Below are 25,808 nucleotides of genomic sequence, written 5' to 3'. Positions count from 1 at the left end.
ACCTCCACCACGCCCCTGGCTCCTTGCCTTGGTACCGACGATTGGGATCATATGACCTCCAACGCCGACTCCGGACCCGTGTCCGGCAACGGATCCGTTGGTGTCTCCGGTCCCACCCGGTCACTGTGGCTCCGCCTTCTTGTACTCAGCTCGCTGGCCGCTGGGGCAGGCCTGGTCCTGTGTTCCGTGGTTGCGGCGTTCCTGGACGGCGTGAATGGTGCCCTGTCGGCTGTGCTGGGCGGATTGCTGGTGATGCTGTTCTTCGGCATCAGCCTCCTCGTGGGCCATTTCGTCGGGCGCAGCAATCCATCGGGCGCCATCGGCGTCTTCGTTGCGACATATTTCATCAAAGTCGTGGGGTTCGCCGTCGTCCTGTTCCTTATCGGTGCTCCGGAGTGGCTTCACGGCCGATGGTTCCTGATCGGGGCTGTCGCCGCCGTCGTACTTTGGCAGGGTGCCGAGATCTACGGCTTCAGCAAGGCACGGTTGCAGATCTACAACGACCCCGAGACCAAGGAACCACGCGATGTCTGACCGGAAGCGAAACAGGGGCACGTCAAAGCCTCGGGTAACCGGTTCCGCACCCGGTGTATCCACTGAAAACAACGACGGCGGATACAACGCCGGGATGGCCGTCTTCAGCTACATAATTGGCGGAATCATCGTCTGGAGTTTGATAGGGTGGGGTCTGGATAATCTGTGGGGAACCCGCTGGATCGTGCTCGCAGGCGCTCTGCTTGGAGCTGTCGGAGGATTTTATCTTTCCCACATGCATGGCCTTACCAGTCTCAGAAACACAGCCGGTAAGAGCGGCGCAGACAGCGGCCCGTCCGCGGACGGAAACACTAATGCCAAATAATTTCACACGGGGAACAGCGGAGCGCAAATCCGCGGATCCCCGACCAACGCCCAATGATGGACACTGCAGAGAGGAAACGCGTTGATCGCGCTTGCGCTCCCGGCCCAAGATTCAGGAGAGTTCACTCCTCCTGGAATTGAAGAAATGCACCTGCCGGCAATCCTGCCGTGGGGGGCGGCAGACGGATTCTCCAAGCAGATGCTGCTGGTAATCCTGTCGGTCGTCATTATCGCCACATTCTTTCTGCTAGCTGCACGGAAGCAGCAGCTTGTCCCCGGCAAGCTCCAGTTCGCTGGTGAAATGGCCTACGGCTTTGTGCGTAACAGCATCGCCAAGGACATTATCGGCGGCAAAGACTTTATGAAGTATGTCCCGCTGTTGTTCAGCCTCTTCTTCTTTATTCTCGTGAACAACATTTACGGCGCCATCCCCGTGATCCAGCTTCCGAGCTTCTCGCACGTCGGCGGTGCGTATGTCCTTGCGGGCATCGTCTACTTCACCTGGATTGCCATCGGCATCAAGAAGAACGGCATCAAGTACTTCAAGCTGGCCACCGTGCCGTCCGGAGTCCCGTTCTACATCCTGCCCATCGTGGTTCCGATCGAGATCATCTCCAACTTCCTCGTTCGTCCGGTAACGCACAGCCTCCGTCTGTTTGCCACCATGCTGGCCGGCCACCTCATCGTGATGCTTGCCGGTTCCGGCATCGAGTACCTCGTGATGCAGGAAAACCTGCTGTTGAAGGGCACCTCGGTCCTGGTCCTGGTCGGCGCCATCGCCATGTACATGCTCGAAGCCCTGATCATGGCGCTTCAGGCGTACGTCTTTACCCTGCTGACCGCCATCTACATCGAAGGCGCTCTGCACGCGGACAGCCACTAGGCTCCCAAAATCTTCCCCTTGCGGGGATGAAGCAAACCAAACAACCTGCCACACAGATGGCATCTTGAAAGGAATAAAATGGAAGGCAATCTCAACCTCGTAGGTTACGGTCTGTCCGCAATCGGCGGTGGTATCGGTGTGGGTCTCGTGTTCGCTGCCTACATCAACGGTGTAGCACGTCAGCCGGAAGCACAGCGCGTCCTGCAGCCGATCGCATTCCTCGGCCTTGCGCTGACTGAAGCCCTCGCCATCCTCGGCCTGGTCTTCGCTTTCGTTCTCTAGTCTGACTTCAGAACAAGCGAACATCCAGAACCGAGTAGATAAGGACGGGTGAATTATGAATCAGCTGATCATCTCAGCCGCCACAGAGGGTGAAACCAGCCCCCTGATGCCCAATGTCTGGGAAATGGGCGTCGTCCTCGTCGGCTTTGCTGTCCTCATGTACATCGTGGTCAAGTTCATTGTCCCGATGTTCGAGAAGACATTCGCAGAGCGTGCCGAGGCCATCGAAGGTGGCATCGCGAAGGCTGAAAAGGCCCAGGCTGAGGCCTCCGCTGCACTCGAGGAATACAAGCAGCAGCTGACTGACGCCCGCGCAGAAGCCAACCGCATCCGCGAGGAAGCACGTGCAGAAGGCGCTCAGATCCTTGCTGACCTGAAGGAAAAGGCGGCTGCAGAGTCCGCCCGCATCACCGCTCAGGCACACGTGCAGATCGAATCGGAGCGCCAGGCCGCAGTTGTGTCCCTGCGCTCCGAGGTGGGCACTCTCGCCACCACCCTGGCAGGACGCATTGTTGGTGAAGCACTCACCGATGACGAGCGTTCGGCTCGCGTCGTTGACCGCTTCCTGGCAGATCTGGAGAACCAGAACGCAGGTGCAGCTCAGTAATGGCAGGTGTATCGAGCGGATCGCTGGCCACGGCACTGACCGCGTTGGAAGCCAAGCTTCCCATCGCCTCACTGCAGCTGGCTAAGGAACTCTTCGGAATCCTGGGAACGGTGGACAGCTCGGCTGGCTTGCGCCGCGCCCTGACTGACCCGTCCCGTAGCGGTGACGAAAAGTCGGCGCTGGTCAAGCAGCTGTTTGGCGGGAAAGTCTCCGCTGATGCTGCGGATATCGCGGGCGGACTGGCCAGTTTGCGCTGGGCATCGGCACGAGATATCGGCGATGCACTCGAGACTCTTGCCGCAACGGTGGTCATCGCCGTCGCTGAAAACAAGTCTGCCGTTTCTGCCTCCGGAATCTCTGGGCTGGAAGAGCTGGAGAACGATCTGTTCTCCTTCAACCAGGCCGTTGCCTCCAGCCACGAGGTACAACGTGCCCTGTCCGAACCACAGGCAAGCGGTGCTGCAAAGACCACCCTCACCGAAAGGCTGGTTCCTGGCGCAAGCGAGGAAGCCAAAGTCCTCATCGGCCAGGCGGTCTCGCAGCCCCGAGGCCTGAAGCCGACCAGGCTGGTGGCGCGGTTCGCCGAGCTGGCGGCCAAGCGGCAGCAGCGCTGGATTGCAACGGTCAGCGTCACCCGTCCTTTGACGGAGACGCAGTTCAGCCGCCTCCAGGCAGGGCTCAACTCCCTGTATGGTCGCGAGCTCAAGGTCAACATCAACGTTGATCCTGCACTGATCGGCGGAATCCGTGTCCAGGTAGGCGACGAAGTGCTTGACGCTTCCGTTGTTTCCCGTCTGGGCCAGCTTCACCGCCAACTGGCCGGCTAGCCGGACAAGCACAACTTAACTGATAGAAACCCCGGTCATCGTGAGCAACGATGATCACGAAAACAGGAGAGCAGGGACTGCAGATGGCCGAATTGACCATCAACGCCGACGACGTCCGTAATGCGTTGAACGAGTTCGCGGCGTCCTACGAACCCGGAAACGCAGAGCGCGTAGAGGTTGGCCGCGTAACCACCGCAAGTGACGGCATCGCCCGTGTTGAGGGCCTTCCCTCGGTCATGGCGAACGAGCTGCTTCGCTTCGAGGACGGCACGCTGGGCCTCGCCCAGAACCTTGACGTCCGCGAAATCGGTGTCATCATCCTCGGTGACTTCACGGGCATCGAAGAAGGCCAGGAAGTCCACCGCACCGGTGAGATCCTTTCCGTGCCGGTAGGCGACGCGTTCCTTGGACGCGTTGTTGACCCGCTGGGCCAGCCGATCGATGACCTCGGTGAGATCAAGGCTGAGACCACCCGTGCGCTTGAACTCCAGGCTCCCGGCGTCACCCAGCGCAAGTCGGTCCACGAACCGATGCAGACCGGACTCAAGGCCATCGACGCCATGATCCCGATCGGCCGTGGCCAGCGCCAGCTGATCATTGGTGACCGCCAGACCGGTAAGACGGCCATCGCCGTGGACACCATCATCAACCAGAAGGCCAACTGGGCTTCCGGAGATGTCTCCAAGCAGGTTCGCTGCGTCTACGTCGGTGTTGGCCAGAAGGCTTCCACCATCGCAGCAGTCCGCCAGACCCTTGAGGACCACGGAGCACTCGAGTACACCACCATCGTGGCGTCTCCCGCTTCCGACCCCGCAGGCTTCAAGTACTTGGCCCCTTACGCCGGTTCGGCCATCGGCCAGCACTGGATGTACGGCGGCAAGCACGTCCTGGTGATCTTCGATGACCTGTCCAAGCAGGCCGAAGCCTACCGCGCAGTGTCACTGCTGCTGCGCCGCCCGCCGGGACGCGAAGCCTACCCGGGTGACGTCTTCTACCTGCACTCCCGCCTGCTGGAGCGTTGTGCCAAGCTCTCCGACGAGCTCGGTGCGGGTTCGATGACCGGCCTGCCGATCGTCGAGACCAAGGCAAACGACGTTTCCGCCTACATTCCGACCAACGTGATCTCGATCACCGACGGCCAGATCTTCCTCCAGTCGGACCTCTTCAACGCCAACCAGCGTCCCGCTGTTGACGTTGGTGTCTCGGTGTCCCGCGTTGGTGGCGCTGCCCAGGTCAAGTCCATGAAGAAGGTCTCCGGTACCTTGAAGCTGGACCTGGCCCAGTACCGCGACATGCAGGCTTTTGCCATGTTCGCCTCGGACCTGGATGCAGCTTCGCGCCAGCAGCTCACCCGTGGCGCCCGCCTGATGGAACTGCTGAAGCAGGGCCAGTACTCGCCGTTCCCGGTCGAGGACCAGGTTGTGTCCATCTGGGCAGGCACTAACGGATACCTCGACGACGTGCCGGTGGAAGACATCAGCCGCTTCGAGTCCGAGTTCCTGGAGCACCTCAAGCACAAGTCCTCGATCCTCACCACGCTGGCACAGACCAACGTTTTGGGCGACGACACCGCAGAAGCACTGAAGACCGCCATCGTGGACTTCAAAAAGGGTTTCTTCGGCGAGGGTGACAACCGCCTGGTAGGCGCTGGCCACGAGGAGCATGATGCTATCTCCGAGGGCGAAGTCGACCAGGAAAAAATCGTCAAGCAGAAGCGCTAGTTCCGCTGAACGGGGTGCGCCGGACCCACCGGTCCGGCGCACCCGGTCTACGGAATCTTAGGAAAGGATAAGTATGGGAGCCCAGATTCGGGTCTACCGCCAGAAGATCAGCTCGACCACGTCGATGCGCAAGATCTTCAAGGCGATGGAACTGATCGCTACCTCGCGCATCGGCAAGGCCCGTGCGCGCGTAGCAGCTTCACTGCCTTACGCGAACGCGATCACGCGCGCCGTTTCTGCTGTCGCCAGCCAAAGCGAAATCGACCACCCGCTGACCACTGAGCCGGAGCAGATCCGCCGTGCCGCAGTCCTGGTAATTACCTCGGACCGTGGCCTGGCAGGTTCCTACTCGGCAAGTGTGCTCAAGCAGGCGGAAGGTCTCAACGAGCTGCTCCATGCTGAAGGCAAGGAAGTCAAGACCTACCTCGTCGGCCGCAAGGGACAGGCGTACTACGAGTTCCGGAACCGCGAGTATGCGCGGGTCTGGACCGGCGGCACTGACGCCCCTGAATTCGCCACTGCGCGCGAAGTCGGGGAAGCGCTGCTGACGGATTTCGCAACGGCCTATGAAGAGGGCGGCGTGGATGAAATCCACGTTGTGTACACCCGCTTCAAGTCCATGGTGACCCAGGAGCCGACGGTCATCCGCCTGCTCCCGCTCGAGGTCGTTGAAGAGCAGGCCGCTTCGGAATCGGAGCTCTTGCCGCTGTACGAATTCGAACCGGAATCGGAGCAGGTTCTTGATGCCCTGCTGCCGCGCTACATCGAATCCCGTATCTTCGCAGCCATGTTGCAGGCAGCAGCTTCCGAGCTTGCTGCGCGCCAGCGGGCGATGAAGTCCGCCGGCGACAACGCGACGGACCTGATCAAGAAGTACACGCGTCTGCGCAACACGGCCCGCCAGGCTGAAATCACGCAGGAGCTTTCCGAAATCGTTGCCGGCGCCGACGCCCTCGCGTCCTAGCCTTCGGCATTTTCGGTTCCCGCGGGACCTGCACCACAACAGATAAACTTAACCCCACGCCATCTACTGAGTGAAGTGAGAGAGATGACTGCCACTGCTACCGAACACGTAGCCGCAACGTCCGGTGCCACCGGCCGTATTGCACGTGTTATTGGCCCGGTTGTCGACGTCGAATTCCCGGCTGACGCAATCCCGTCGATTTACAATGCCCTGTCCACGGAGATCACCCTCAACGGTGTCACCAAGACCATCACGTTCGAGACCTCCCAGCACCTGGGTGACAACCTCGTCCGCGCCATCTCCCTGCAGGCTACCGACGGACTCGTCCGCGGCACGTCCGTGGTGGACAGCGGCGCCCCGATCTCCGTGCCTGTTGGCGACGGCGTCAAGGGCCACATCTTCAACGTCCTGGGCCAGCCCCTCGACGTTGCCGAGTCGGAACTGGAGATCAGCGAACGCTGGCCCATCCACCGCAAGGCTCCTGCCTTCGCTTCGCTTGAAGGCTCCACCGAGATGCTGGAAACCGGCATCAAGGTGATCGACCTTCTCACCCCGTACATCAAGGGTGGAAAGATCGGCCTCTTCGGCGGTGCCGGCGTGGGCAAGACCGTTTTGATCCAGGAAATGATCACCCGTGTTGCCCGCAACTTCGGTGGTACCTCCGTATTCGCCGGTGTGGGCGAGCGTACCCGCGAGGGCAACGACCTCTGGGTCGAAATGGAAGAGGCTGGAGTCCTCAAGGACACCGCCCTTGTATTCGGCCAGATGGATGAGCCGCCGGGAACGCGCCTGCGCGTGGCATTGTCGGCCCTGACCATGGCGGAGTACTTCCGCGATGTCCAGAACCAGGACGTGCTGCTCTTCATCGATAACATCTTCCGTTTCACGCAGGCAGGCTCCGAGGTTTCCACGCTCCTCGGCCGCATGCCTTCGGCTGTGGGCTACCAGCCCAACCTTGCGGACGAAATGGGCCTCCTCCAGGAGCGCATTACGTCCACCAAGGGCCACTCCATCACCTCGATGCAGGCTATCTACGTTCCCGCAGATGACTACACCGACCCGGCCCCGGCCACGACCTTCGCACACCTCGACGCGACCACGGAACTTTCCCGTGAAATCGCCTCCCGTGGTCTGTACCCGGCCGTTGACCCGCTGACGTCGACTTCCCGAATCCTGGATCCCCAGTACATCGGCAAGGACCACTACAACACGGCTGTCCGCGTGAAGCAGATCCTGCAGAAGAACAAGGAACTCCAGGACATCATCGCCATCCTCGGCGTTGACGAACTCTCGGAAGAGGACAAGATCGTCGTGTCGCGTGCACGCCGCATCCAGCAGTTCCTGTCCCAGAACACCTACACCGCCAAGCAGTTCACCGGCGTCGAAGGCTCCACGGTTTCCATCAAGGACACCGTCGAAGGCTTCACGGCGATCTGCGACGGCGACCTTGACCACATCGCAGAGCAGGCGTTCTTCAACGTCGGCGGCCTGGATGATGTTGAGCGCCAGTGGGCCAAGATCCAGGAACAGACCAAGTAATATGGCTGAGCTTGAGGTTGAGATTGTCGCAGCGGACCGCTTTATCTGGTCCGGAGCGGCCACGATGGTCAAGGCCCGCACCAGCGATGGTGAGATCGGAATCCTGCCCGGCCACTCGCCCCTGCTGGCGATCCTGGCCGAAGGTGAACTGGCCATCCAGCCGGTTTCCGGTGACCGTATTGCCGTAGTTGTTGACGGCGGATTCTTCTCCGTCGACAACAACCGCGTGGTTATTGTTGCTGACAACGCCCAGCTGGGTGACGCGGCTACTGCTGGGATCCGCTAGCACGACCTTGATGGACGCACCGAGTCTTCCGTTCATCGCCATGGCAATCGCCTTTGGATTGCTGATATTTGCACTGTGCCTTTCCGGGGTGCGCCGCTTCAATTTGCGGCGTGCCCTGGGCACGGTGGACGCCTCCATTTGCGTAGCTGGAAACAGCTGGCAGATGGGGGTTTGTCGTTATCAGGACAACGACCTTGAGTGGTTCCGGCTGCTCTCCCTCAGCGTCCGGCCCAAGCATAAGTTCAAGCGAAGTTCCCTGGAACTGCTCGGCCGCCGCAAGCCGACTGAAGCGGAGGCCGTGAAAGTCCAGCCCGACGTCGTGATTGTGGAACTGCGCTATGAGGGCCAGGACCTGCGGCTGGCCATGAAGTTCGATGCCTACACCGGGCTCTCATCCTGGCTGGAAGCCGGGCCGGTCATCGGTGTCGGAACCTGGCGCTAGCCGGCGTGGACTTCATTGCTGATGTCCGGCTGACTGACGGACCGGTATTTTGGACCGCCTCGGCACTGGGGGCGGCTGCAGCCGTATACCTGCTGTGGCGCCCTGCAGCCGAGGGACCGCGTCCATGGTGGCTCTCAGTCCTGGTCTCCGTTGCCGGCGGCTTCGCCGTAGTGGGCCTGGTGCACTGGGCGCTGATCGACGTTTTTTCGACTTTCCCGGAGGACCTTCCGGATGACGTCCTGCTCTGGGCGGTTCCAGCTGTAGCCGCCCTGATCCTGGCGCTGATCCGCCTGCCGCGGTCCAGCCGGCGGGCCCGAGGCGCCGGTATTGTTGCTTTCTTGCTGGTGCTCCTGTTGTCCGGAGTCCAGATCAACGCGTACTTTGGCCTCAACCGGACAGTCAGCGACCTCATGGGCACCGCGCTGGCCCGGATCCCGGCTCTGGAGCCTGCCCTGACTCGCCAGCCTGGCGGCCCCTCTCCCGTGCCGTTGGAAGGCTGGGCCCCGCAAGGGGAGGTGCCTGACGAGGGCGCCCTCCGAAAGGCAACCATCCCAGGAACGGCCTCGGGGCTGGAGACGCGGGAAGCCTACATCTACTTGCCGCCGGCCTATTTCGCCACCAACAGGCCCGCGCTTCCGGTCCTGGTGCTGTTCTCCGGACAGCCCGGCGGTCCAGCCGACTGGCTCACCGGCGGCGCGCTGAGGACACACCTGGACACGTTTGCCTCCGGCCACGGCGGTATTGCGCCGGTTGTCGTCGTGGCGGACCCCAACGGTACACAGTCGGCCAATACGCTGTGCCTGGACAGCCGGATAGCCCGGGCGGACACCTACCTGTCCGTGGACCTGCCGGCATGGATCACAACAACCCTGGATGTGGACCCTGACCACAGGCAATGGGCTGCGGGCGGATTTTCCTTCGGTGCAACCTGCGCCCTGCAGATGGGCACCCGCCACCCGGATCTGTACAGCTCCGTGCTGGCGTTCTCCAGCGAACTCGAACCGGCCCTTGCCAAGGAACGGCAGAAAACCATCGACGCGGCGTATGCCGGAGACACCGCTGCCTTTGAGCGCGAGACCCCGCTGACCAGGATGAAGCAGCAGCGGTTTGACGCCAAAGCAGTGTACTTCGCAGCGGGGGAGCGGGACCCCGAATTTGTGGAATACATGGACACCCTGGCCGAGGCTGCCAGGAAGGCCGGCTTCACTGTGGAAGCAATGCAAGTCCAGCATGCCGGCCACTCCTGGGACACGCCGTCCCGTGGGATAGCGGACGGGCTTGCGTTCCTGGCCGCCCGCTGGGGTATCAGGTCATGAGTGCCGGAACCGATGTCCGGACGGCCTCACTCGCCTGGGCCACTGTGGGCCGGCCGGCGTGGCAGCGGTCCAAGGCGCGGCTCAGCTCGATTCCCTTCACCCTGGGCGTCCTGGCGGCCTTCATTCTGACCGGTGCCCTCACCGGTAGCTATCTTGCCGGTCCGCCGGAAACCATGCTGGACCTCGCCAGTGTCAGCGGGCCGGGACTGAAGTCGGGCCTGTGGTGGTCGCTGTTTACGTCGATGTTTTTCGCCACCAACCCCCTGGCCTATTTGACGGCATCACTGATGATCCTCCTGCTGCTGGGACTCGCCGAGCGAAAACTCGGGACACTGCAGGCTGCTGTGTTCTTTGCCGCCGGCCAGTTCGGCTCTGTGACGCTATTCCTCCTGATCACCCAGGTGGCCAGGTACGCAGGCGATGGCTGGTTGGGCCTGATGGCGGACAGCCACCTCATCGGCCCTTACGCCGCCGTTCTCGCTGTTGGCCTCGCCGCGAGCGGCCGGCTCCCAGTCCTCTGGCAGAGGCGCTTGCGGACGGGGCTGGTGTCGGTGTCGCTTCTCCTGGTGCTCTATGTTGGCCACCCGGAAACAGTGATTGGTTTCTTGGGGGCACTCCTTGGCCTCGTCGCCGGCTGGTGGATCCAGGGCGAGCACGGCCACTTGCACCGGCACCGTTCCACAGGCCGCGAAACGCGTAACCTGCTGGCCCTGACAGTGGCCGTTTTTGCCGTCGGACCCATCCTTACGGCGGTCGCGAGGACTCCAACCGGACCCCTTGCCCTGCTGCGCGACGTCGTCCTGAATCCGCTGCCTACGCTGAGCCAGTTGGAATCCTATTGCGGTTCCACGGTTGAGGCATCCTGCCTGGAAGCGGGCCGGCAGGGTTTCGCAGGACCGGTGGGGCTGGCCCTGGCGATCGTTCCCGTCATCCTGCTGCTGATCTGCGCGGACGGAATGCGCCGCGGGCGGCGGCTTGCCCTGCGCATCACGCTGGTGATCCAGTTGGCCGTCACAGCGCTGGCCGCCGTCTACCTGGCGCTTTTTGCGCTGATCCCGCACTATCCGTCGCGGCCGCATACGGCGGCGATGGGGTCAGGGTTCGCGCACATCCTGCCACTCGTGACGGTGCCCCTGCTGCTGGCCGCCGTGCTGTGGGCCAACCGCAGGCAGTTCAGGGTGGAGACCGTCCCTGAAGCCCGCCGAACGCTCATGGCTGTGCTGGGCGGGGCCCTGCTGTTGCTGGCCGGAGGCTACAGTGCGGCGTGGCTCAGCGCGGGCGGAATGACCCGCGACGGCGGCCCCTTGGGACTGCTTGCTGAACTGTCGCGGCAATACCTGCCCGTGCCCATCCCCAACCTTTATCGCAGGGTGTTCGCAGACCGCGACGGCGCAGAGTCCTTCATCTTCGCCTTCTCCGGTCCCGTTTTTTGGGTGATCGCCCTGGCCGGTGTCTGGTTCGTACTGCTGGGGCGGCACCATGGCAGCGATGCCGGCGCGTCCGACAGGGCGAGGGTGCGAGGGCTATTGCAGGAGGGCGGCGATTCCTTGTCCTGGATGGCTTTGTGGGAACCCAACGTGTACTGGTTCAGCCCGGACCATAGGGGTGCCGTCGCGTACCAGCAGCACGGTAGCGTCGCGCTGACCCTTGCCGGACCCTTTGGCGCGCGGGCCTCGCGTTCCGGTGTTGCTGAAGGCTTCCTTGCACACTGCAGCCGGCATGCGCTCATTCCTGCGTTCTATTCCTGCGACTCCAGCCTCTGGCCACCGCTGCAGGACCGGGGCTTCCACCGGGTGGCGGTTGCCCAAGAGACCAGGCTTGCGGTACGCGAACTGGAATTCCGTGGGAAGGAATGGCAGAACGTGCGGACCGCCCTGAACCGTGCAGCGAAAATGGGCGTCACCGCTGTTTGGGGGAGCTATCATGGCTTGCCACAGGCCCTGCGCGGCCAGCTCAGCGAAGTGTCAGAGGAATGGGCGGCCGAAAAATCCGTCCCAGAAATGGGCTTCACCCTCGGCGGGTTGGATGAACTGATGGACGACGACGTGCTGTGCTGCCTTGCCGTCGACAGCGACGGCAAGGTACATGGGGTGACAAGCTGGCTTCCCGTGTACGACGGCGGCAAACTGGTCAGCCGCACGCTGGACGTCATGCGCCGCGGAGCCGGCGGCTTCCCGGGAGTCATGGAGTTCCTGATTGCCTCGGCAGTGCTGGAGCTACGAAAGTCGGTGGAGGTCATTTCGCTGTCCGGATCTCCGCTGGCGCGGCGCCCGGAGGATGGGCAGGCGACCGGGGAGGCGGACGGACAGGGGAGCGGCCGGGCCGGCCCGGTGCATGCGGAGAACCTGGTCCGCATCCTGGATGTGGTGGGACATGCGCTCGAGCCGGTTTATGGTTTCCGTTCGCTGGCTGCCTTCAAGTCACGCTTCAAGCCGGAGTACCGCACTCTGTACCTCTACTACCAGGACCCGCTGCACCTTCCGGCCATTGGCAGGGCGCTCACCAGGGCGTACCTGCCGGGGCTGTCCCTGCGGCAGGGCGCCAGGCTCCTCCGCGAACTGGTGAACTGACAAGCGGCCCCATGGTGGGACAAAACATTTATGACTGGGGAAGTCTTCGGGGAATGCCGTAACGGAAGATGCGCCACATTTGGATTTTGGCAAATAACAGAAATGATCCCCGGCAATCATGCCGGGGATCATTAATTCGCGGGGGCCGCACACGTGCGGCCGACAGGCGAGGGACTAGACCAGCGTCACGCCGGTAGCCTGGGGACCCTTGGCGCCCTGACCGATTTCGAACTGAACACGCTGGTTCTCGTCGAGGGTCTTGAAGCCACCGGTCTGGATCTCGGAGTAGTGAACGAAGACATCGCCATCGGAGTCATCCGGGGTGATGAAGCCGAAGCCCTTTTCAGCGTTGAACCACTTGACGGTTCCCTGTGCCATTTATTTCTCCTCATAATGGAACTTTTAAGTCCAGCACACCTCGTGCTGGCCTTGGTCACTCCGCGAGAAGAATCCTGGATTACCCGTTCCTAGGAACTGGCCCTGCAGGAGCTTCGCGCTCGCAACATGTCTTGCGAGCATGAAAAACACCTACACAAAGACTGAGATAAGAATTTCATGTCACTACCCTCAGGTCAACGGTCCAGACAGCCAATCGGGTAAATTTTGCGTAAAACTAGCTTTAATGCCCTCGTCAGGGCCTTGCAAGGGCCGCATCTCTGGACTCGCTGTACGAGAGTGCCTAGAAAAGCCGGGATTCGCTGTCGTCCACACCGCGCATGGCGTCATAGTCCAAGGTGACGCAGTCGATGCCGCGGTCATTGGCCAGGACCTTGGCCTGGGGCTTGATCTGCTGGGCGGCGAAGATGCCGCGGACCGGTGCCAACAGCGGGTCACGGTTCAGGAGTTCAAGGTAGCGGGTGAGCTGTTCAACGCCGTCGATGTCGCCGCGGCGCTTCAGTTCGATGGCCACGGTGGCCCCGCTGGCGTCGCGTGCCAGGATGTCCACCGGGCCGATGGCGGTGAAATACTCCCGGCGGATCAGTGAAAAGCCGGAACCGAGGGTTTCTATCTGGTCCGCGAGCAGGCGCTGGAGATCCGCCTCAACGCCGTCCTTGATCAGGCCGGGGTCAACACCAAGGTCATGGGAGGACTCGTGGAGGTGCTCATGGATGTTGATGATGAGCCGGTCATCGGTCTTGGCGGACTGGACCGTCCACTGCTCCGTGACTCCCAGTTCGAGATCAACGTCCTCCGGGGAAGACACACGCAAAGTTGCCGGCGGACTCATCCAGTTCAGCGGTTTGTAGGAGCCGCCGTCGGAATGGACCAGCACCGACCCGTCAGCCTTGACCAGCAGGAGCCTGGTGGCAAGGGGGAGATGGGCTTTGAGCCGGCCAACATAATCAACGGAGCATCGGGCTATGACAAGTCGCACGCCGTACACACTACCGGGGCTGGGGCAGAATGGAGGCATGCCGCGTTCGAACCGCCCCCGCCGCCCTGCCTCCGGAAAACCGGGCGCAGCTGCAGGCAAGAAGGGAAACGGCGAGGTCCCGGAACTCGACCTGGAGCGGGCCCGGGGCATTGCCCGCCGCGAAAGCGCCCCCGACGGCGACTGGATGGTCCGGACCATGACGGCCCGGAACGCGGAAAAGACGTATGTCTGTCCTGGCTGCTCCACGGCCGTACTGCCCGGGATTGCGCACCTGGTGGTGTGGAAGGATGACCACCTTTTCGGCGCGGCCGCCGGCCTGGCCGAGCGCCGCCACTGGCACACGAACTGCTGGATGTCACGCAGCTACCGGTATCGCTGAGCAGACCGGTAAACCGGTGGCCGCCCAGGGGACAATCCCGGCAGCGCAAAGTCGCTAAGCTGGCAGGCATGACTTTTGATCCGGCGTCGTACGAGTTCACCGTTCCTGTTGGCCCTGCACCCATTCGTGCCTCCACCGTTCTCCCCGCGAGGCGCGAAAACGTTGAGCTGCGCACCGAAGACGGCCACACCCTGGTGGGGGAACTGGCGCTGCCCGAGTCCGGAGAGATTACGGCGACGTTGATCACGCTTCACCCACTGCCCACGCACGGGGGGTTCATGGACTCCCACGTGTACCGGAAAGCGTCGTACAGGCTTCCGGCACTGGCGGGCGTAGCGGTGCTGCGGTTCAATACGCGGGGAACCTCTTCTCCCCGCGGCACCAGCGACGGAACCTTCGAGGAGGGGATCGGCGAGAGGTTCGACGTCGAGGCGGCCGTCCGCTTCGCCGTCGAACGCCAACTCCCCAACCGCTGGCTGGTGGGCTGGTCCTTCGGCACCGAACTCGCACTGATGTACGGCGCAGTAGAACCGGTGGCCTCCCAGGTCGAAGGTGCAGTGCTGCTGTCCCCGCCGCTGCACCGGGCAACGGATGCCCACCTGGGTGCCTGGGCGGCGAGCGGCAAACCCCTGACCGTGCTGGTGCCCGAACACGATGATTATCTGCGGCCCGAGGCCGCGGCGGACCGCTTCCGGCTGGTGCCGCAGGCACGCGTTGTGGGGGTCGACGGCGCCAAGCACCTGTGGGTGGGCGAAAAGTACGCCGCGCGGGTACTTAACGAAATCGTGGATGAGGTTACGGAGGCAGGATCCGGTCCGGAAGGCCTGCCCCAGGAATGGGACGGCCCGGCAGCCACTGCTGCGGCCTAGTGCTTGTCCTGGCGGACGATATAGATCTCCTTGACCAGCAGCAGGATGGCGGCTGCAGTGGGGATTGCTATCAGGGCGCCCAGGATGCCCAGCACGCTGCCGCCGGCGATCACGGAAATAACGGCTACGGCGCCCGGCACTGCCACGGCCTTCTGCATGATGCGCGGGGAGATGAAGTACGCCTCAAACTGCAGGTAGGCGAAGTAGCAGATCGCGTAAATCGCGGCCGTCTGCCAACCCTCCGTCAGCGACACCAGGAGCACCACCACCGCCGCAATCAGTCCGCCCACCAGCGGGATAAATGCCAGCAGAGCCACCACGAAGGCGAGCAGGACGGCAAACGGGATGCCCAGGATGGACATCACCACAAACGCGAAGGTGGCATTGAGCAGCGCGACGCACGCCTGTCCGATGACGTAGTTGCCCACCGAGCGCGTGATTTCTTCGGAGAGCGCCTGCACGCGCGGCCTGCGCGACCGGGGTGCCAGGCGGTATCCCCACTTCTTCATGGCCGGGAGCGCCGCGAGGAAGTAGAGGCTCAGCACCAGGACGATCAGGGTGCCGAACAGCCCGTTGGCCACCGTTGAGCCGAATCCCACCACCCCGCCGAAGATGCCGCCCATCGCCTCGGGGTTATTGACGAACTTGTCCAGTTCGTCCTCGATGCGGTCCCGGACGCCGAACTGGTCATCCACGCTTCGGAAGAAGTCCGAATCTATAAAGTCGCGCACCCAGACCGGTGCCTGTTGGACGATTTCCGTGACCTGCTCCACGATGGTGGGGATCAGGGTGGCAAAGAATCCCACCACCGCGGTGACCAGCACTGACACCGAGACGAGGATGCCGGCAGGGCGCGGAATCTTCCTGTTTTCAAGCCAGCCGACCACCGGATCCAGGCCCAGGGCAATGAAGAGGGCGGCAACAATCCAGAGGAGGAGTTGGGTGGTGTTGGAGCCGATCCAGTAGACCAGGAGCGCCAGCCCCACGCCCACTGTGCCCATGAACCCGAGGTAGAGCGGGTGTTGCGGCGAGATTCGTGGACCTGGTTGGCCAAACTGTGGAGGTGACTGCACTGAATCGGAGTCGGCAGACTCTTCCTGCTGTGAATACTCGGGAGGCATCTCGAAGCGGAGCCGGGGCTGCGCACCGGGCAGCGGCTGGCGGAGCCGTCGTATTACGGATCCCAAGGCAGCCGCGGCGCCTGATCGCCGGACACGGACAGGCTGCTCCGGCCCCGTACGCTGCGCGGGAACAGCGGGTGGATTTTCCTGTCCCGCAGGGGATTCTTCCGTCTTGTCAGTCACTGCTTTTTGGGGCCTGTTCCGTGCGTGGCGCCGCGGCTGCGGGCCGGTGTGATGATCATCGCAAACACTATCAGCAGCCTTGTCAACAGCCGGGAGGATCGCCTGTCCAGGAGCGGCTGGGACGCGCGCGGCAGGCCCCCGACTCAGCTATTGGTAACAAAACGGTTACTATTGAAAGCAAACCCCCGCTGATGATAGGTGTTTCCTTTGCGTTTCAAGACTGCAGTCGCACTCGTGCTGCTCGGCCTCCTGACACTTCTGGCCGGTATCGGCCAGAAGACCATCTGGGCTCCGTCCGAGACCTTCACGGCCTCGGCACCCACAGATGCCGCCGAGGCGCCGTTGACCGTCATTGACCAGAACCTCCGCACGCTTCACGGCGGCACGGTAAAGATCAACATCAAGGGTGATGGCAACTTCATCCTCGCTGCCGGCCGTCCGGACGACGTTGACGCATGGGTGGGCCAGGCCGCCCACAACACCGTCACGGGGGTCTCCGAAGACAACAAGTCCCTGAAGATGGAGCACGCCGACGGCGAAGCGACAGCCCCGAACCCCGCAGGATCGGACCTGTGGGTGTCCAGCGAAAACGCCAGTGGCGAACTGGACTACTCGTGGACCCCTCCTGCGGACGGTGAATGGTCGCTGCTGCTGGCCTCTGACGGCACGAAGGCTGCTCCGGGCACAGTGTCGATGACGTTCCCGAACGACATCTCCACGCCGTGGGCCATTCCGCTGATGGTCATCGGCGGCCTGCTGATCCTCGCCGGCATTGCATTGGCTATCCTTTCTTCACGAACCCGGAACGGCGACGGCACCGGCCAGGGAAGCCTGTTCGCCCAGCGGGCCCGCGCCAAGGCCGAGACACGCTCCACGGCCCGCCTGGGCATGGTGAATGCAGGCATGGTCACAGCAGCTGTCACGGCAGCCGTCGTAGCCGGAACGGGCGCCGCCGCCAACGCCACCACAACTCCTGCGCCTTCATCGGAGCCCACGGCTTCCGCCTCCGAAGCGGCCGCTCCATCCTCGCCTGTCCTCCTGGACGCGCAGTTCCGCCGCATCCTGGAGCAGGTCTCCAGTGCCACTGACGCCGGGGACGCCGCCAAGGACGCCGGCAAGCTGGCCGATCGCGTCGCGGGAACCGAGCTGGAAGTACGGACCCAGAACTACAAGATCCGCTCCCAGGTGGGTGCCTACGAGGCACGGATGCCCGTTCGCTCCACGAAGCTGCTCACCACCGTTGTCACTAGCAAGCGTGACTGGCCGCGCCAGGTCCTCGCCGTGACCCAGGGCGACGGCAACGTGGTGCCCCAGCTGCTGACCCTGGTACAGCCGTCACCGCGGGAGAACTACAAGCTCGTGGAAACCACCCCGCTGCAGCCGGGGACCACGTTCCCGTCCATCGGCAGGAGTGGCACGGAGACCCTGGCTCCGAACGACAAGACCGGCCTGCTGTACAGCGGGGAGGAGGCCCTCGCGGGCCTGGCAGACCGCCTCAGCTCGCCTGACTCGAGCTTCAAGGACAAGCTGGTGGAAGGCGAGTCCTCGCCGTACATCGCCGACACACTCTCTTACCAGGCTGAAGTGGTCAAGTCCGGTGAGAACGGCAACTTCTCCTTCACCCACAAAGTCGTGCCGGAAAGCACAGTGGTGTTCCGAACGGCCGACGGCGGTGCCCTGGTTCTGGGTCGGTTGAACTTCGCGTTCGACGGCACACCCAAGGCTTCCGGTGACAAGCTCACCATCGGTGACGACGCAGCGGCGCTCGCCGGAGGCAAGGAAACCACCACCGGCATGGTGCTGAACTTTGCCGAGTCCATGGCCGTCTATGTCCCGCCGACCGGCTCAACGGACCCCATCAAGCTCGTTGCCGCCACCCGTGGACTGGTCGGAGCAAGTTTCAAGTAGGAGGCAGCAGGGCACAAGCCCGCTGTGCATTACCCCCGGCAGCGGCCGGAGTGGTTAGAGTGGAAAGCATGAGTTCGCCAGCTTCCCGCCCAGTCCCTCCAGCCGCTGCCAGCCTGCTTAACCTGCGAGGCGCCGTCGACCTTTCCGCACTGAAACAACGCCAGGCGCCGGCTTCCGGTCCCGGAAATGCGCCCGGAAATGCGCCGGGTAATCCGCCCCTTTCCGGGGACGCCGCCGGAACCTCCGAGGCCAGCCCGGCACCGCTGCGGGTCAATGTCACAGAAGGAAACTTCCAGGACCTGGTGGAGCTCTCCACCAGGGTGCCGGTGGTCTTCGCCCTCTGGGCCGCCTACTCGCCGGAATCTGCCGGAATGCTGGACACGCTCGAACGAGTCGTCAACAGCTATGGCGGCCGCCTGGTTCTGGGCACAGCCGACATCGATGCTTTTCCGCAGCTCGCGCAGGCCTTCCAGGTGCAGGCAGTTCCTACCGCCGTTGCCGTGCTCAAAGGCCAGCCGGTCCCGCTGTTCCAGGGCGGCGCGGACGAGGCACAGGTCAGGGCGCTGCTCGATGAACTGCTGAAAGTCGCGGCCGCCAATGGCGTCACCGGCAGCCTGGGCAATGGAGCGCCCGCGGACGCCGAACCCGCGCCGCTTCCCCCGCTGCACCAGGCCGCCTACGACGCCATCGAGGAGGGCGATTACCAGGCAGCGGCCGCCGCCTACCGCCAGGCGCTGCTGGAGATGCCAGCAGACGCAGAGGCCAAGGCCGGCCTGGCTCAGGTTGAAATGATGGCCAGGCTGCAGCCGCTGTCCGCCCAGGACACCGAGGCGCTGCGGACCCAGGCAGCCGAGGAGCCCGATAACCTTGACGCCCAGCTCGCCGTTGCGGACCTGGACGTTGCCGGCGGCCACGTCGAAGACGGCCTCAACCGCGTGGTCAGCTTCATCGGGAGGAACTTCGGCCCCGAACGGGAGACGGCCCGTGTCCGCCTCCTGGAACTTTTCGACGTTGTGGGCACCACCGACGAACGCGTGGCGAAGGCGAGGCAGAACCTGGCCCGGGTGCTGTTTTAGTGTCGGCGCTGTTCCGGCCGCTGAGGCTGCGCTCCCTGGAGCTGACGCACCGCGGCTGGGTGTCACCCATGTGCCAGTACAGCTGCGAACCCGACGGCGCCCCCGGAGTCCCCAACGACTGGCATCTGATGCATTTGGGGTCCTTCGCCGCCGGCGGCGCTGCCCTCATCCTCACGGAGGCGGCGGCCGTCAATGCCGAGGGGCGGATCAGCCCGCGGGATGCAGGCCTGTACAACGACGAACAGGCCGAGGCCTGGCAACGGATCACGGACTTCGTGCACCGCCACGGAGCCGCGGAGCCGAAGATTGGCGCCCAGCTGGCCCACGCCGGGCGGAAGGCATCCACGTACTGGCCGTTTTCGGGCCAGCGCGGCAGCGTGCCGGAGTCCGACGGCGGCTGGGCCACAGTGGGCCCGTCGCCGTCGGCCTTTGACGGCTATGCCGAGCCAGCCGAGATGACCGAGGAACAGATCCAGGGGGTGATCAGCGACTTCACTGCCGCCGCCATCCGGGCCGTCGATGCCGGATTTGACACCCTGGAACTGCACGGAGCACATGGCTACCTCCTGCACCAGTTCCAGAGCCCGCTGACAAACACGCGGACCGACTCGTGGGGCGGGGATGAAGCTGGGCGGAACCGCCTCGTGCTCGCCGTGGTCGACGCCGTCCGGAAAGTCATGCCGGAGTCCATGCCACTGCTGCTGAGGATCTCCGCTACTGACTGGGCGGAAGGCGGCATCGACATAGAGGCCTCCGTCCGCCTGGCTGCGCAGGCCCATGAACACGGTGTTGACCTCATCGACGTCTCCAGCGGTGGAGCGGTGGCCCACCAGCAGATCCAGCCAGGACCCGGATACCAGACCGGCTTCTCCGCACGGATCCGCCGGGAATCCCGGGTACCCACCGGCACCGTGGGCCTGCTGACCTCGCCAGGCCAGGCCGAGCACGCCGTCGCCACCGGCCAGGCTGACGGTGTGTTCATCGCCCGTGCCGCGCTGCGGGACCCGCATTGGTGGCTCCGGGCAGCCTTCGAACTTGGGCATGACCTGGCCTGGGCCCCGCAATATGAACGTGCCGTGCCTCGGCATTCCTTTTAGGCGGCCCCTACTCCTTTGTCCCTACTCCTGCGGGAGGACCCCCCAGACGGGACCGTAGGGCTACTCTGGCTTTATGACTGCTCCGCATCCTGATCCGGTGGTGCACGCCGGCCCGGTTCCCGCCCTGTCCATCCGCGGGCTCGCCAAGCGTTTCGGCGGAAAAATCGCCGTTGACGGTATCAGCCTCGACGTCCCGGCCGGCTCGTTCTTTGGCATCGTGGGACCCAACGGTGCCGGGAAGACCACTACCCTGTCGATGGCCACCGGCCTGTTGCGGCCGGACTTCGGCACCGCAGTGGTCCATGGCGTGGACGTCTGGACCAGGCCGCTGGAGGCGAAGAAGCTGATGGGCATCCTGCCCGACGGAGTGCGCCTCTTTGACCGGCTCACCGGAGAGCAACTGGTCACCTATGCCGGGCTGCTGCGCGGAATGGAGAAAGACGTGGTGTCCACCCGCGTGGGCGAGCTGTTGTCTGCCCTGGACCTTGGCCAGGACGCGGGCACCCTGGTGGTGGACTACTCGGCAGGCATGACGAAGAAAATTGCCCTTGCTTCGGCCTTGATCCATGCGCCCCGGGTGCTGGTGCTGGACGAGCCTTTCGAATCAGTGGATCCTGTATCGGCCTCAAACATCCGCGCCATCCTGGACCGTTACGTCGCCTCCGGCGGGACGGTGATTGTCTCAAGCCACGTCATGGACCTCGTGCAGCGCATGTGCGACCACGTCGCTGTGGTAGCCGGGGGCCGGCTGCTCGCTGCCGGGACGGTGGACGAGGTCCGGGCCGGCGCCTCCCTGGAAGAGAGGTTTGTCCAGCTCGTTGGCGGCCGCAACCACACGGAAGGCCTGGAATGGTTGCGCACCTTCTAAGGCTGAAGCTGACCCTGCTCCGCAATGGCCTCCGGCGCAGTCCCTGGCAGCTGGTGGGCATGGCCATCGGCGGGCTGTACGCGCTGGGGCTCGTGGGCGCCCTGGTGGTGGCGCTGGTCCTGCTGCGCCGCGCGGACCCGGAGCTGGCCCAGACCGTGGTGGTGCTCGGCGGCTCGGCCGCCCTTGTGGGATGGGCCATCATCCCCCTGGCCGCGTCCGCTGCGGACCTGACCCTGGATCCGGCCCGCTTCACCACGTCCGCCATCCCCATGCGGCAGCTCCTGACCGGCCTGGCATTTGGCGGGCTGATTGGCATTCCCGGCCTCGCCACTGCACTTGTAGCGCTCGCTAGCGTGTGGACGTGGGCCCGCGGACCTTTGCCGGCCGTCGCCGCCCTGGCGGGTGCCGCCGTCGGCGTCCTCAGCTGCATTGTCCTGTCCAAGGTGGTGACCACGGCAACCGCCAGCCTTGCGTCGTCGCGGCGCTTCAAGGACGTCAGCGCCATTGTCTTTATGATCCCGCTCATCATGATGGGCCCGATCGTGGCGGGCGTGAGCAGGGGTGTCTCCGCCTCTACGGGTTTCCTGCCGGAGTTGGCGGCCACGTTGTCCTGGACGCCCCTGGGGGCTGCCTGGTCACTCGGCGGCGACGTTGCCTCCGGGAACCAGGGTTCGGCGGCGGTGAAATTCCTCATCGCCCTGGCAACACTCGCTGGCCTCGCCTGGTGCTGGAAGCTCTTGCTTGAGCGGGCCCTCGTCAATCCGCCCTATGCCGGAAGCGGGAGCCGGAAAGGCGGAAAGCTTGGCTTGCTTGGCCTGCTGCCGGCCACTCCTGCCGGTGCCGTCACGGCGAGGGCGTTGACGTACTGGCTGCGCGATCCCCGTTACTCAGGTTCACTTGTTGTGGTTCCGCTGCTGCCCATCCTGCTCGTCTTCCAAGGCAGCCAAAGCGGTGACTATGCCACCCTGGCGCTGGCAGCGCCTTTGGCCGCATTCTTGCTGGCGTGGTCCATCTCGGCGGATGTCTCCTACGACAACACGGCTTTCGCCCTGCACCTGGCCACCGGTGTGAAGGGAACCGATGACCGGCTCGGCAGGGCGCTCGCCTGCCTCACCTTCGCCCTGCCTGTGGTGCTGATCTTCGCCGTGGGCCAGTGCTTCTTCACGGGCAGCTGGGATGCACTCCCGGCCCAGCTGGGGCTCAGCCTGGGCATCCTGTTCACCGGGCTGGGCTTGTCGTCCGTGGTGTCGGCACGCTACACGGTGGCCGTGCCGTTGCCCGGGGACAGCCCGTTCAAGAAGCCCCCTGGCAATGTGGGCCAGACCCTGGCGGTGCAGTTCGCCGGGATGGGAGTCCTGAGCCTGCTGGTCCTGCCTGAGGTGGGGCTGTTCATCGCGCAGCTTGTCACTGGCAACCCTGTCTTCGGGTGGGCGAACCTGGCCGTCGGACTGATGCTGGGGCTGGCGCTGTTTGGGGCAGGGATCCGGCTGGGCGGCAAGTGGCTTGACGCCCGCGGACCCGAACTGCTGGCCCAGCTGACCGTTAACCGCTGAATCCGCAGAACTCCAGAAAGGTGGCCCCGAGTGGAAGTTGTCATCCTTCCAGGCAGCAAACAGATCGGGAAACTGGCAGCAGACGCCGTCGAAGCGCTGCTGCGCCGAAAGCCCGCCGCGGTTCTGGGGCTTGCCACGGGCTCCTCGCCCCTTCCCGTCTATGACGAGCTGGCGGCACGGCACGAGCGTGACGGACTCGACTTCAGCGCGGCGCATGCGTTTGCGCTGGACGAATACGTTGGCCTGGAGCCCGGGCACCCGGAGTCCTATCGCGAGGTGGTCAGGCGCGAGTTCACCAACCGGGTGAATATCCTCCCGGAGAACGTGCACACTCCGGATGGTGCCGCCCAGGACCTTCCGGCTGCCTGCGAGGCCTATGAGGACCAGATGCGGTCCATGGGGGGAGTGGACCTGCAGCTTCTGGGCGTTGGCACGGACGGCCACATCGGCTTTAACGAGCCGGGCTCGTCGTTCGCGTCCCGGACCCGGATCAAGAGCTTGATCGAGCAGACGCGCCGGGACAACGCCAGGTTCTTCAACAGCCTCGCAGAGGTGCCGCACCACGTGGTGACGCAGGGGCTGGGCACCATCCTTGAGGCTAAGCACGTTATCCTCATCGCCACGGGAGCGCAGAAAGCCCAGGCTGTCCGTGACTTTGTGGAAGGGCCTGTCGCCGCCATCTGCGCGGCCTCGATCCTGCAATTCCACCCGCATGCCACCATCCTGGTGGACGAGGCTGCAGCGTCGTCGCTGAAACTCGCTGATTTCTACCGGCACACTTACGACAACAAACCCGCCTGGCAGGGGCTATAGGCGCAGGGGCTGTGAGAAGCGAAACGGTCCTCCCGCCGTCGGACGCCACCCTCCCGGAACGGCTAAGATGGATGCCATGACTAGCATGACGGACCCTCTCGAAAACGACCCGATGCGCGAGCTTTCCGGGGCTGGAACGTCCACGGCCACTATTGAGCGCGAGGAACTGCGCCAGGAAGTTGAGCCCGGTGACAGGGAACGCTTCTCGCATTACGTGCGCAAAGAAAAGATCATGGAATCCGCGCTGACGGGTGAGCCCGTCATTGCCCTCTGCGGCAAGGTGTGGACGCCGGGCCGGGATCCGCAGAAGTTCCCGGTATGCCCCATGTGCAAAGAGGTTTATGAAGGCCTCCGCCCGGGCAACGACGGCGGCAAGGGTCCCGGAGGGGACTCGGGCAACAACAAGTAGTGACGGAGACGCTCTTTGGCGGCCCCACCCTGCCCCCGGCTTATCCGGAACGTGCAGCCTGGGGAACCGCCCCAAAACTCCGTGCCTGGCAACAGGAAGCCCTGGACCTTTACTTCACCACCGGCCCCCGGGATTTCCTGGCGGTAGCCACCCCCGGGGCAGGAAAGACCACCTTCGCGCTGCGTGTGGCGTCCATGCTCATCGAATCCGGGACGGTCAACCGTGTCACGATTGTTGCACCCACCGACCACCTGAAACGGCAGTGGGCCGACGCCGCTGCCAAAGTAGGCATCGCCATCGACCCCAATTTTAAGAACTCCGATGGCCAGCACGGCCGAGGGTTCATCGGAGTCGCCGTCACTTATGCCCAGGTGGCCAGCAAACCTATGCTGCACCGGGCCAAGACGGAGGCCGCCCGCACCCTGGTGATCCTCGATGAGATCCACCATGGCGGCGAGGCCCTGTCCTGGGGCGATGGGCTGCGCGAGGCGTTCGATCCCGCTGCCCGGCGGCTATCGCTGACGGGTACCCCGTTCCGCTCGGATACGTCGCCCATCCCTTTTGTGGAATACGCGCAGGACCGGGACGGCATCCGCCGCTCCAAAGCGGATTACACCTATGGCTACGGCAACGCCCTGCGGGACCACGTGGTCCGTCCCGTAATGTTCATGGCGTACTCCGGCCAGATGCGCTGGCGCACCAGCGCCGGGGAGGAGATGGCGGCTTCGCTTGGCGAGGCTGCGGTCACGAAGGATATTACTTCCCATGCGTGGCGGACGGCGCTGAATCCGGCCGGAGAATGGATCCCGGCTGTCCTTGCCGGAGCGGACAAACGCCTCAGCGAGGTGCGTCGTACGGTCCCGGACGCCGGCGGCCTGGTCATCGCCACCGACCACGAGGACGCCAGGGCATACGCCGGGCAGCTGAAGCGGATCACCGGCGAGTCGCCCACGGTGATCCTGTCCGACGACGCCAAAGCCTCCAGCAAGATCGAGGAATTCACGGCCAGCGAGAAACGGTGGATGGTCGCCGTCCGGATGGTATCTGAAGGCGTTGACGTTCCCCGGTTGTCAGTGGGGGTGTACGCAACGTCTACCTCCACTCCGCTGTTCTTCGCCCAGGCTGTGGGCCGCTTTGTGCGTGCCCGGAAACGGGGTGAGACGGCATCGGTCTTCCTGCCGTCCGTGCCGCAGCTGATGGCGTTGGCAAACTCGATGGAGGCCGAGCGCGACCACGCACTTGACCGGCCCGAGAAGGAGGACGCCGACGGGCTGTTCAATCCCGAGGATTCCCTGATGGCGGAAGCGAATCGGGAGGACAAAGCGTCGGACAGCCTGACCAAGGGCAAGTTCGAGGCCCTCGATTCGCAGGCCTCGTTTGACCGTGTCCTGTTCGACGGCGGCGAGTTCGGCACCGGGGGAGAAGTGGGCTCGGAGGATGAGCTGGACTTCCTCGGCATCCCGGGGCTACTGGACGCCGAGCAGGTGGGCACGTTGCTCCGGCAGCGCCAGCACGACCAGCTCAACCGGAAGAACCGGCGCTCACCGGCAGCCGAACAGGCGCCGCCCGCTCCGGCGATCCCGGACCACAGGATGCTCATGGACCTGCGCAACGAACTGGCCAAGAACGTGGCGGCCTGGTCAGCGCGGACCGGAACCCCGCACGGTGTGGTGCACACCAAGCTGCGGACGGTGTGCGGCGGACCGCCGGTGGCCCAGGCGAACGAGGAACAGTTGCAGTCAAGGCTGCGGAAGCTCCAGGACTGGTTTATCGGCAGGAAATAGCAGCGGTCAGGAAGTAGCAGTGACGTGAAAATAGCAGTGGCTTGAAAATAGCAGTGGCCCCGGTGTACAGCACCGGGG

General features: G+C 64.0%; 26 protein-coding genes. 23 read left to right on the top strand and 3 right to left on the bottom strand.

Annotation, left to right across the window (positions count from 1 at the left end; translation table 11 throughout):
- The first annotated feature begins 51 nt into the window (after nucleotides 1–51).
- From ACLKOZ_RS13425 to ACLKOZ_RS13365, 13 genes are all read left to right on the top strand, one after another.
- Nucleotides 52–534, top strand: coding sequence for a hypothetical protein (locus ACLKOZ_RS13425; protein ID WP_436475660.1), 483 nt, complete (start codon nucleotides 52–54; stop codon nucleotides 532–534).
- Nucleotides 527–859 (top strand): AtpZ/AtpI family protein, encoded by a 333-nt coding sequence (locus ACLKOZ_RS13420; RefSeq protein ID WP_436475658.1) that lies wholly within the window; start codon nucleotides 527–529, stop codon nucleotides 857–859. The genes ACLKOZ_RS13425 and ACLKOZ_RS13420 overlap by 8 nt, the downstream gene beginning before the upstream one ends.
- An 81-nt stretch (nucleotides 860–940) precedes the next feature.
- Nucleotides 941–1,741 carry a F0F1 ATP synthase subunit A gene (gene atpB / locus ACLKOZ_RS13415; RefSeq protein ID WP_337345853.1) on the top strand — a complete coding sequence of 267 codons (801 nt, stop codon included), beginning with the start codon at nucleotides 941–943 and terminating at the stop codon, nucleotides 1,739–1,741.
- Nucleotides 1,742–1,819: 78 nt separating this feature from the next.
- The gene (gene atpE / locus ACLKOZ_RS13410; protein ID WP_009356484.1) at nucleotides 1,820–2,023 is read left to right on the top strand and encodes an ATP synthase F0 subunit C; all 204 of its coding nucleotides are present in this window, start codon (nucleotides 1,820–1,822) and stop codon (nucleotides 2,021–2,023) included.
- Between the two features lie 55 nt (nucleotides 2,024–2,078).
- Nucleotides 2,079–2,630, top strand: coding sequence for a F0F1 ATP synthase subunit B (locus tag ACLKOZ_RS13405; protein ID WP_337345854.1), 552 nt, complete (start codon nucleotides 2,079–2,081; stop codon nucleotides 2,628–2,630).
- Entirely contained in the window at nucleotides 2,630–3,457 is an 828-nt protein-coding gene (locus ACLKOZ_RS13400; RefSeq protein ID WP_337345855.1) for a F0F1 ATP synthase subunit delta, read from the top strand. Before ACLKOZ_RS13405 ends, ACLKOZ_RS13400 begins: the two co-directional genes overlap by 1 nt.
- Nucleotides 3,458–3,540: 83 nt before the next feature.
- Complete coding sequence (atpA, locus tag ACLKOZ_RS13395; RefSeq protein ID WP_337345856.1) at nucleotides 3,541–5,178, top strand: F0F1 ATP synthase subunit alpha; 1,638 nt, start codon at nucleotides 3,541–3,543, stop codon at nucleotides 5,176–5,178.
- A 73-nt stretch (nucleotides 5,179–5,251) separates the two neighbouring features.
- Complete coding sequence (locus tag ACLKOZ_RS13390) at nucleotides 5,252–6,142, top strand: F0F1 ATP synthase subunit gamma (protein ID WP_337345857.1); 891 nt, start codon at nucleotides 5,252–5,254, stop codon at nucleotides 6,140–6,142.
- Nucleotides 6,143–6,226: 84 nt separating this feature from the next.
- The gene (gene atpD, locus ACLKOZ_RS13385) at nucleotides 6,227–7,681 is read left to right on the top strand and encodes a F0F1 ATP synthase subunit beta (protein WP_337345858.1); all 1,455 of its coding nucleotides are present in this window, start codon (nucleotides 6,227–6,229) and stop codon (nucleotides 7,679–7,681) included.
- Nucleotide 7,682: 1 nt separating this feature from the next.
- Nucleotides 7,683–7,967, top strand: coding sequence for a F0F1 ATP synthase subunit epsilon (locus tag ACLKOZ_RS13380; RefSeq protein ID WP_131131695.1), 285 nt, complete (start codon nucleotides 7,683–7,685; stop codon nucleotides 7,965–7,967).
- Nucleotides 7,968–7,977: 10 nt separating this feature from the next.
- Nucleotides 7,978–8,409: a DUF2550 domain-containing protein gene (locus ACLKOZ_RS13375; RefSeq protein WP_131131696.1), complete on the top strand. Its 432-nt coding sequence runs from the start codon at nucleotides 7,978–7,980 to the stop codon at nucleotides 8,407–8,409.
- 5 nt (nucleotides 8,410–8,414) lie between these two features.
- Nucleotides 8,415–9,725, top strand: a complete 1,311-nt coding sequence (locus ACLKOZ_RS13370; protein ID WP_436475654.1) for an alpha/beta hydrolase — start codon at nucleotides 8,415–8,417, stop codon at nucleotides 9,723–9,725.
- Entirely contained in the window at nucleotides 9,722–12,295 is a 2,574-nt protein-coding gene (locus ACLKOZ_RS13365) for a bifunctional lysylphosphatidylglycerol flippase/synthetase MprF (RefSeq protein ID WP_436475652.1), read from the top strand. Before ACLKOZ_RS13370 ends, ACLKOZ_RS13365 begins: the two co-directional genes overlap by 4 nt.
- Nucleotides 12,296–12,469: 174 nt before the next feature.
- Here ACLKOZ_RS13365 and ACLKOZ_RS13360 read toward each other — a convergent pair whose 3' ends face one another.
- Both ACLKOZ_RS13360 and nucS read right to left on the bottom strand, forming a co-directional pair.
- The gene (locus ACLKOZ_RS13360; protein WP_011692441.1) at nucleotides 12,470–12,673 is read right to left on the bottom strand and encodes a cold-shock protein; all 204 of its coding nucleotides are present in this window, start codon (nucleotides 12,671–12,673) and stop codon (nucleotides 12,470–12,472) included.
- A gap of 301 nt (nucleotides 12,674–12,974) precedes the next feature.
- Nucleotides 12,975–13,670, bottom strand: a complete 696-nt coding sequence (nucS, locus tag ACLKOZ_RS13355; RefSeq protein ID WP_337352171.1) for an endonuclease NucS — start codon at nucleotides 13,668–13,670, stop codon at nucleotides 12,975–12,977.
- Nucleotides 13,671–13,707: 37 nt separating this feature from the next.
- Here nucS and ACLKOZ_RS13350 point away from each other — a divergent pair, with 37 nt between their 5' ends.
- Both ACLKOZ_RS13350 and ACLKOZ_RS13345 read left to right on the top strand, forming a co-directional pair.
- Complete coding sequence (locus tag ACLKOZ_RS13350; RefSeq protein WP_436475649.1) at nucleotides 13,708–14,049, top strand: ATP/GTP-binding protein; 342 nt, start codon at nucleotides 13,708–13,710, stop codon at nucleotides 14,047–14,049.
- 68 nt (nucleotides 14,050–14,117) lie between these two features.
- Entirely contained in the window at nucleotides 14,118–14,918 is an 801-nt protein-coding gene (locus ACLKOZ_RS13345) for an alpha/beta hydrolase (protein ID WP_436475647.1), read from the top strand.
- On the opposite strand, the gene ACLKOZ_RS13340 is transcribed toward ACLKOZ_RS13345, so the two are convergent.
- On the bottom strand, nucleotides 14,915–16,222 hold the full coding sequence (locus ACLKOZ_RS13340) for an AI-2E family transporter (protein WP_436475645.1): 1,308 nt from the start codon (nucleotides 16,220–16,222) through the stop codon (nucleotides 14,915–14,917). The two genes, ACLKOZ_RS13345 and ACLKOZ_RS13340, sit on opposite strands and share 4 nt — an antisense overlap.
- Nucleotides 16,223–16,429: 207 nt before the next feature.
- Here ACLKOZ_RS13340 and ACLKOZ_RS13335 point away from each other — a divergent pair, with 207 nt between their 5' ends.
- The 8 genes from ACLKOZ_RS13335 (at nucleotide 16,430) to ACLKOZ_RS13300 (ending at nucleotide 25,730) form a co-directional block, all read left to right on the top strand.
- On the top strand, nucleotides 16,430–18,130 hold the full coding sequence (locus ACLKOZ_RS13335; RefSeq protein WP_436475643.1) for a hypothetical protein: 1,701 nt from the start codon (nucleotides 16,430–16,432) through the stop codon (nucleotides 18,128–18,130).
- Between the two features lie 68 nt (nucleotides 18,131–18,198).
- Nucleotides 18,199–19,206, top strand: coding sequence for a co-chaperone YbbN (locus ACLKOZ_RS13330; protein ID WP_436475641.1), 1,008 nt, complete (start codon nucleotides 18,199–18,201; stop codon nucleotides 19,204–19,206).
- Nucleotides 19,206–20,303 carry an NADH:flavin oxidoreductase/NADH oxidase gene (locus tag ACLKOZ_RS13325; RefSeq protein ID WP_436475639.1) on the top strand — a complete coding sequence of 366 codons (1,098 nt, stop codon included), beginning with the start codon at nucleotides 19,206–19,208 and terminating at the stop codon, nucleotides 20,301–20,303. Before ACLKOZ_RS13330 ends, ACLKOZ_RS13325 begins: the two co-directional genes overlap by 1 nt.
- Nucleotides 20,304–20,376: 73 nt before the next feature.
- Nucleotides 20,377–21,171: an ABC transporter ATP-binding protein gene (locus ACLKOZ_RS13320; protein ID WP_436475637.1), complete on the top strand. Its 795-nt coding sequence runs from the start codon at nucleotides 20,377–20,379 to the stop codon at nucleotides 21,169–21,171.
- Nucleotides 21,153–22,724: a transporter gene (locus ACLKOZ_RS13315; RefSeq protein WP_436475635.1), complete on the top strand. Its 1,572-nt coding sequence runs from the start codon at nucleotides 21,153–21,155 to the stop codon at nucleotides 22,722–22,724. Before ACLKOZ_RS13320 ends, ACLKOZ_RS13315 begins: the two co-directional genes overlap by 19 nt.
- Nucleotides 22,725–22,754: 30 nt before the next feature.
- Complete coding sequence (gene nagB, locus ACLKOZ_RS13310; RefSeq protein ID WP_436475633.1) at nucleotides 22,755–23,537, top strand: glucosamine-6-phosphate deaminase; 783 nt, start codon at nucleotides 22,755–22,757, stop codon at nucleotides 23,535–23,537.
- A 67-nt stretch (nucleotides 23,538–23,604) separates the two neighbouring features.
- Nucleotides 23,605–23,946, top strand: coding sequence for a DUF3039 domain-containing protein (locus ACLKOZ_RS13305; RefSeq protein ID WP_066292415.1), 342 nt, complete (start codon nucleotides 23,605–23,607; stop codon nucleotides 23,944–23,946).
- On the top strand, nucleotides 23,946–25,730 hold the full coding sequence (locus ACLKOZ_RS13300; protein ID WP_436475631.1) for a DEAD/DEAH box helicase: 1,785 nt from the start codon (nucleotides 23,946–23,948) through the stop codon (nucleotides 25,728–25,730). Before ACLKOZ_RS13305 ends, ACLKOZ_RS13300 begins: the two co-directional genes overlap by 1 nt.
- Nucleotides 25,731–25,808: the final 78 nt, after the last annotated feature.

This window comes from Arthrobacter sp. R4 (genome assembly GCF_051365025.1).
Lineage (GTDB): Bacteria > Actinomycetota > Actinomycetes > Actinomycetales > Micrococcaceae > Arthrobacter.
The sequence above is the reverse complement of the archived record's forward strand: the minus strand, read 5'-3'. Positions and strand labels throughout refer to the sequence as shown.

Coding starts and splice junctions, on each gene's coding strand:
- ACLKOZ_RS13400 (WP_337345855.1), top strand. CDS start 2,630: ATGGCAGGTGTATCGAGCGGATCGCTGGCCACGGCACTGACCGCGTTG.
- ACLKOZ_RS13375 (WP_131131696.1), top strand. CDS start 7,978: ATGGACGCACCGAGTCTTCCGTTCATCGCCATGGCAATCGCCTTTGGA.
- ACLKOZ_RS13405 (WP_337345854.1), top strand. CDS start 2,079: ATGAATCAGCTGATCATCTCAGCCGCCACAGAGGGTGAAACCAGCCCC.
- ACLKOZ_RS13360 (WP_011692441.1), bottom strand. CDS start 12,673: ATGGCACAGGGAACCGTCAAGTGGTTCAACGCTGAAAAGGGCTTCGGC.
- ACLKOZ_RS13365 (WP_436475652.1), top strand. CDS start 9,722: ATGAGTGCCGGAACCGATGTCCGGACGGCCTCACTCGCCTGGGCCACT.
- ACLKOZ_RS13320 (WP_436475637.1), top strand. CDS start 20,377: ATGACTGCTCCGCATCCTGATCCGGTGGTGCACGCCGGCCCGGTTCCC.
- atpE (WP_009356484.1), top strand. CDS start 1,820: ATGGAAGGCAATCTCAACCTCGTAGGTTACGGTCTGTCCGCAATCGGC.
- ACLKOZ_RS13330 (WP_436475641.1), top strand. CDS start 18,199: ATGAGTTCGCCAGCTTCCCGCCCAGTCCCTCCAGCCGCTGCCAGCCTG.
- ACLKOZ_RS13390 (WP_337345857.1), top strand. CDS start 5,252: ATGGGAGCCCAGATTCGGGTCTACCGCCAGAAGATCAGCTCGACCACG.
- ACLKOZ_RS13315 (WP_436475635.1), top strand. CDS start 21,153: ATGGTTGCGCACCTTCTAAGGCTGAAGCTGACCCTGCTCCGCAATGGC.
- ACLKOZ_RS13345 (WP_436475647.1), top strand. CDS start 14,118: ATGACTTTTGATCCGGCGTCGTACGAGTTCACCGTTCCTGTTGGCCCT.
- ACLKOZ_RS13420 (WP_436475658.1), top strand. CDS start 527: ATGTCTGACCGGAAGCGAAACAGGGGCACGTCAAAGCCTCGGGTAACC.
- atpA (WP_337345856.1), top strand. CDS start 3,541: ATGGCCGAATTGACCATCAACGCCGACGACGTCCGTAATGCGTTGAAC.
- ACLKOZ_RS13380 (WP_131131695.1), top strand. CDS start 7,683: ATGGCTGAGCTTGAGGTTGAGATTGTCGCAGCGGACCGCTTTATCTGG.
- atpD (WP_337345858.1), top strand. CDS start 6,227: ATGACTGCCACTGCTACCGAACACGTAGCCGCAACGTCCGGTGCCACC.
- ACLKOZ_RS13305 (WP_066292415.1), top strand. CDS start 23,605: ATGGATGCCATGACTAGCATGACGGACCCTCTCGAAAACGACCCGATG.
- ACLKOZ_RS13350 (WP_436475649.1), top strand. CDS start 13,708: ATGCCGCGTTCGAACCGCCCCCGCCGCCCTGCCTCCGGAAAACCGGGC.
- ACLKOZ_RS13425 (WP_436475660.1), top strand. CDS start 52: ATGACCTCCAACGCCGACTCCGGACCCGTGTCCGGCAACGGATCCGTT.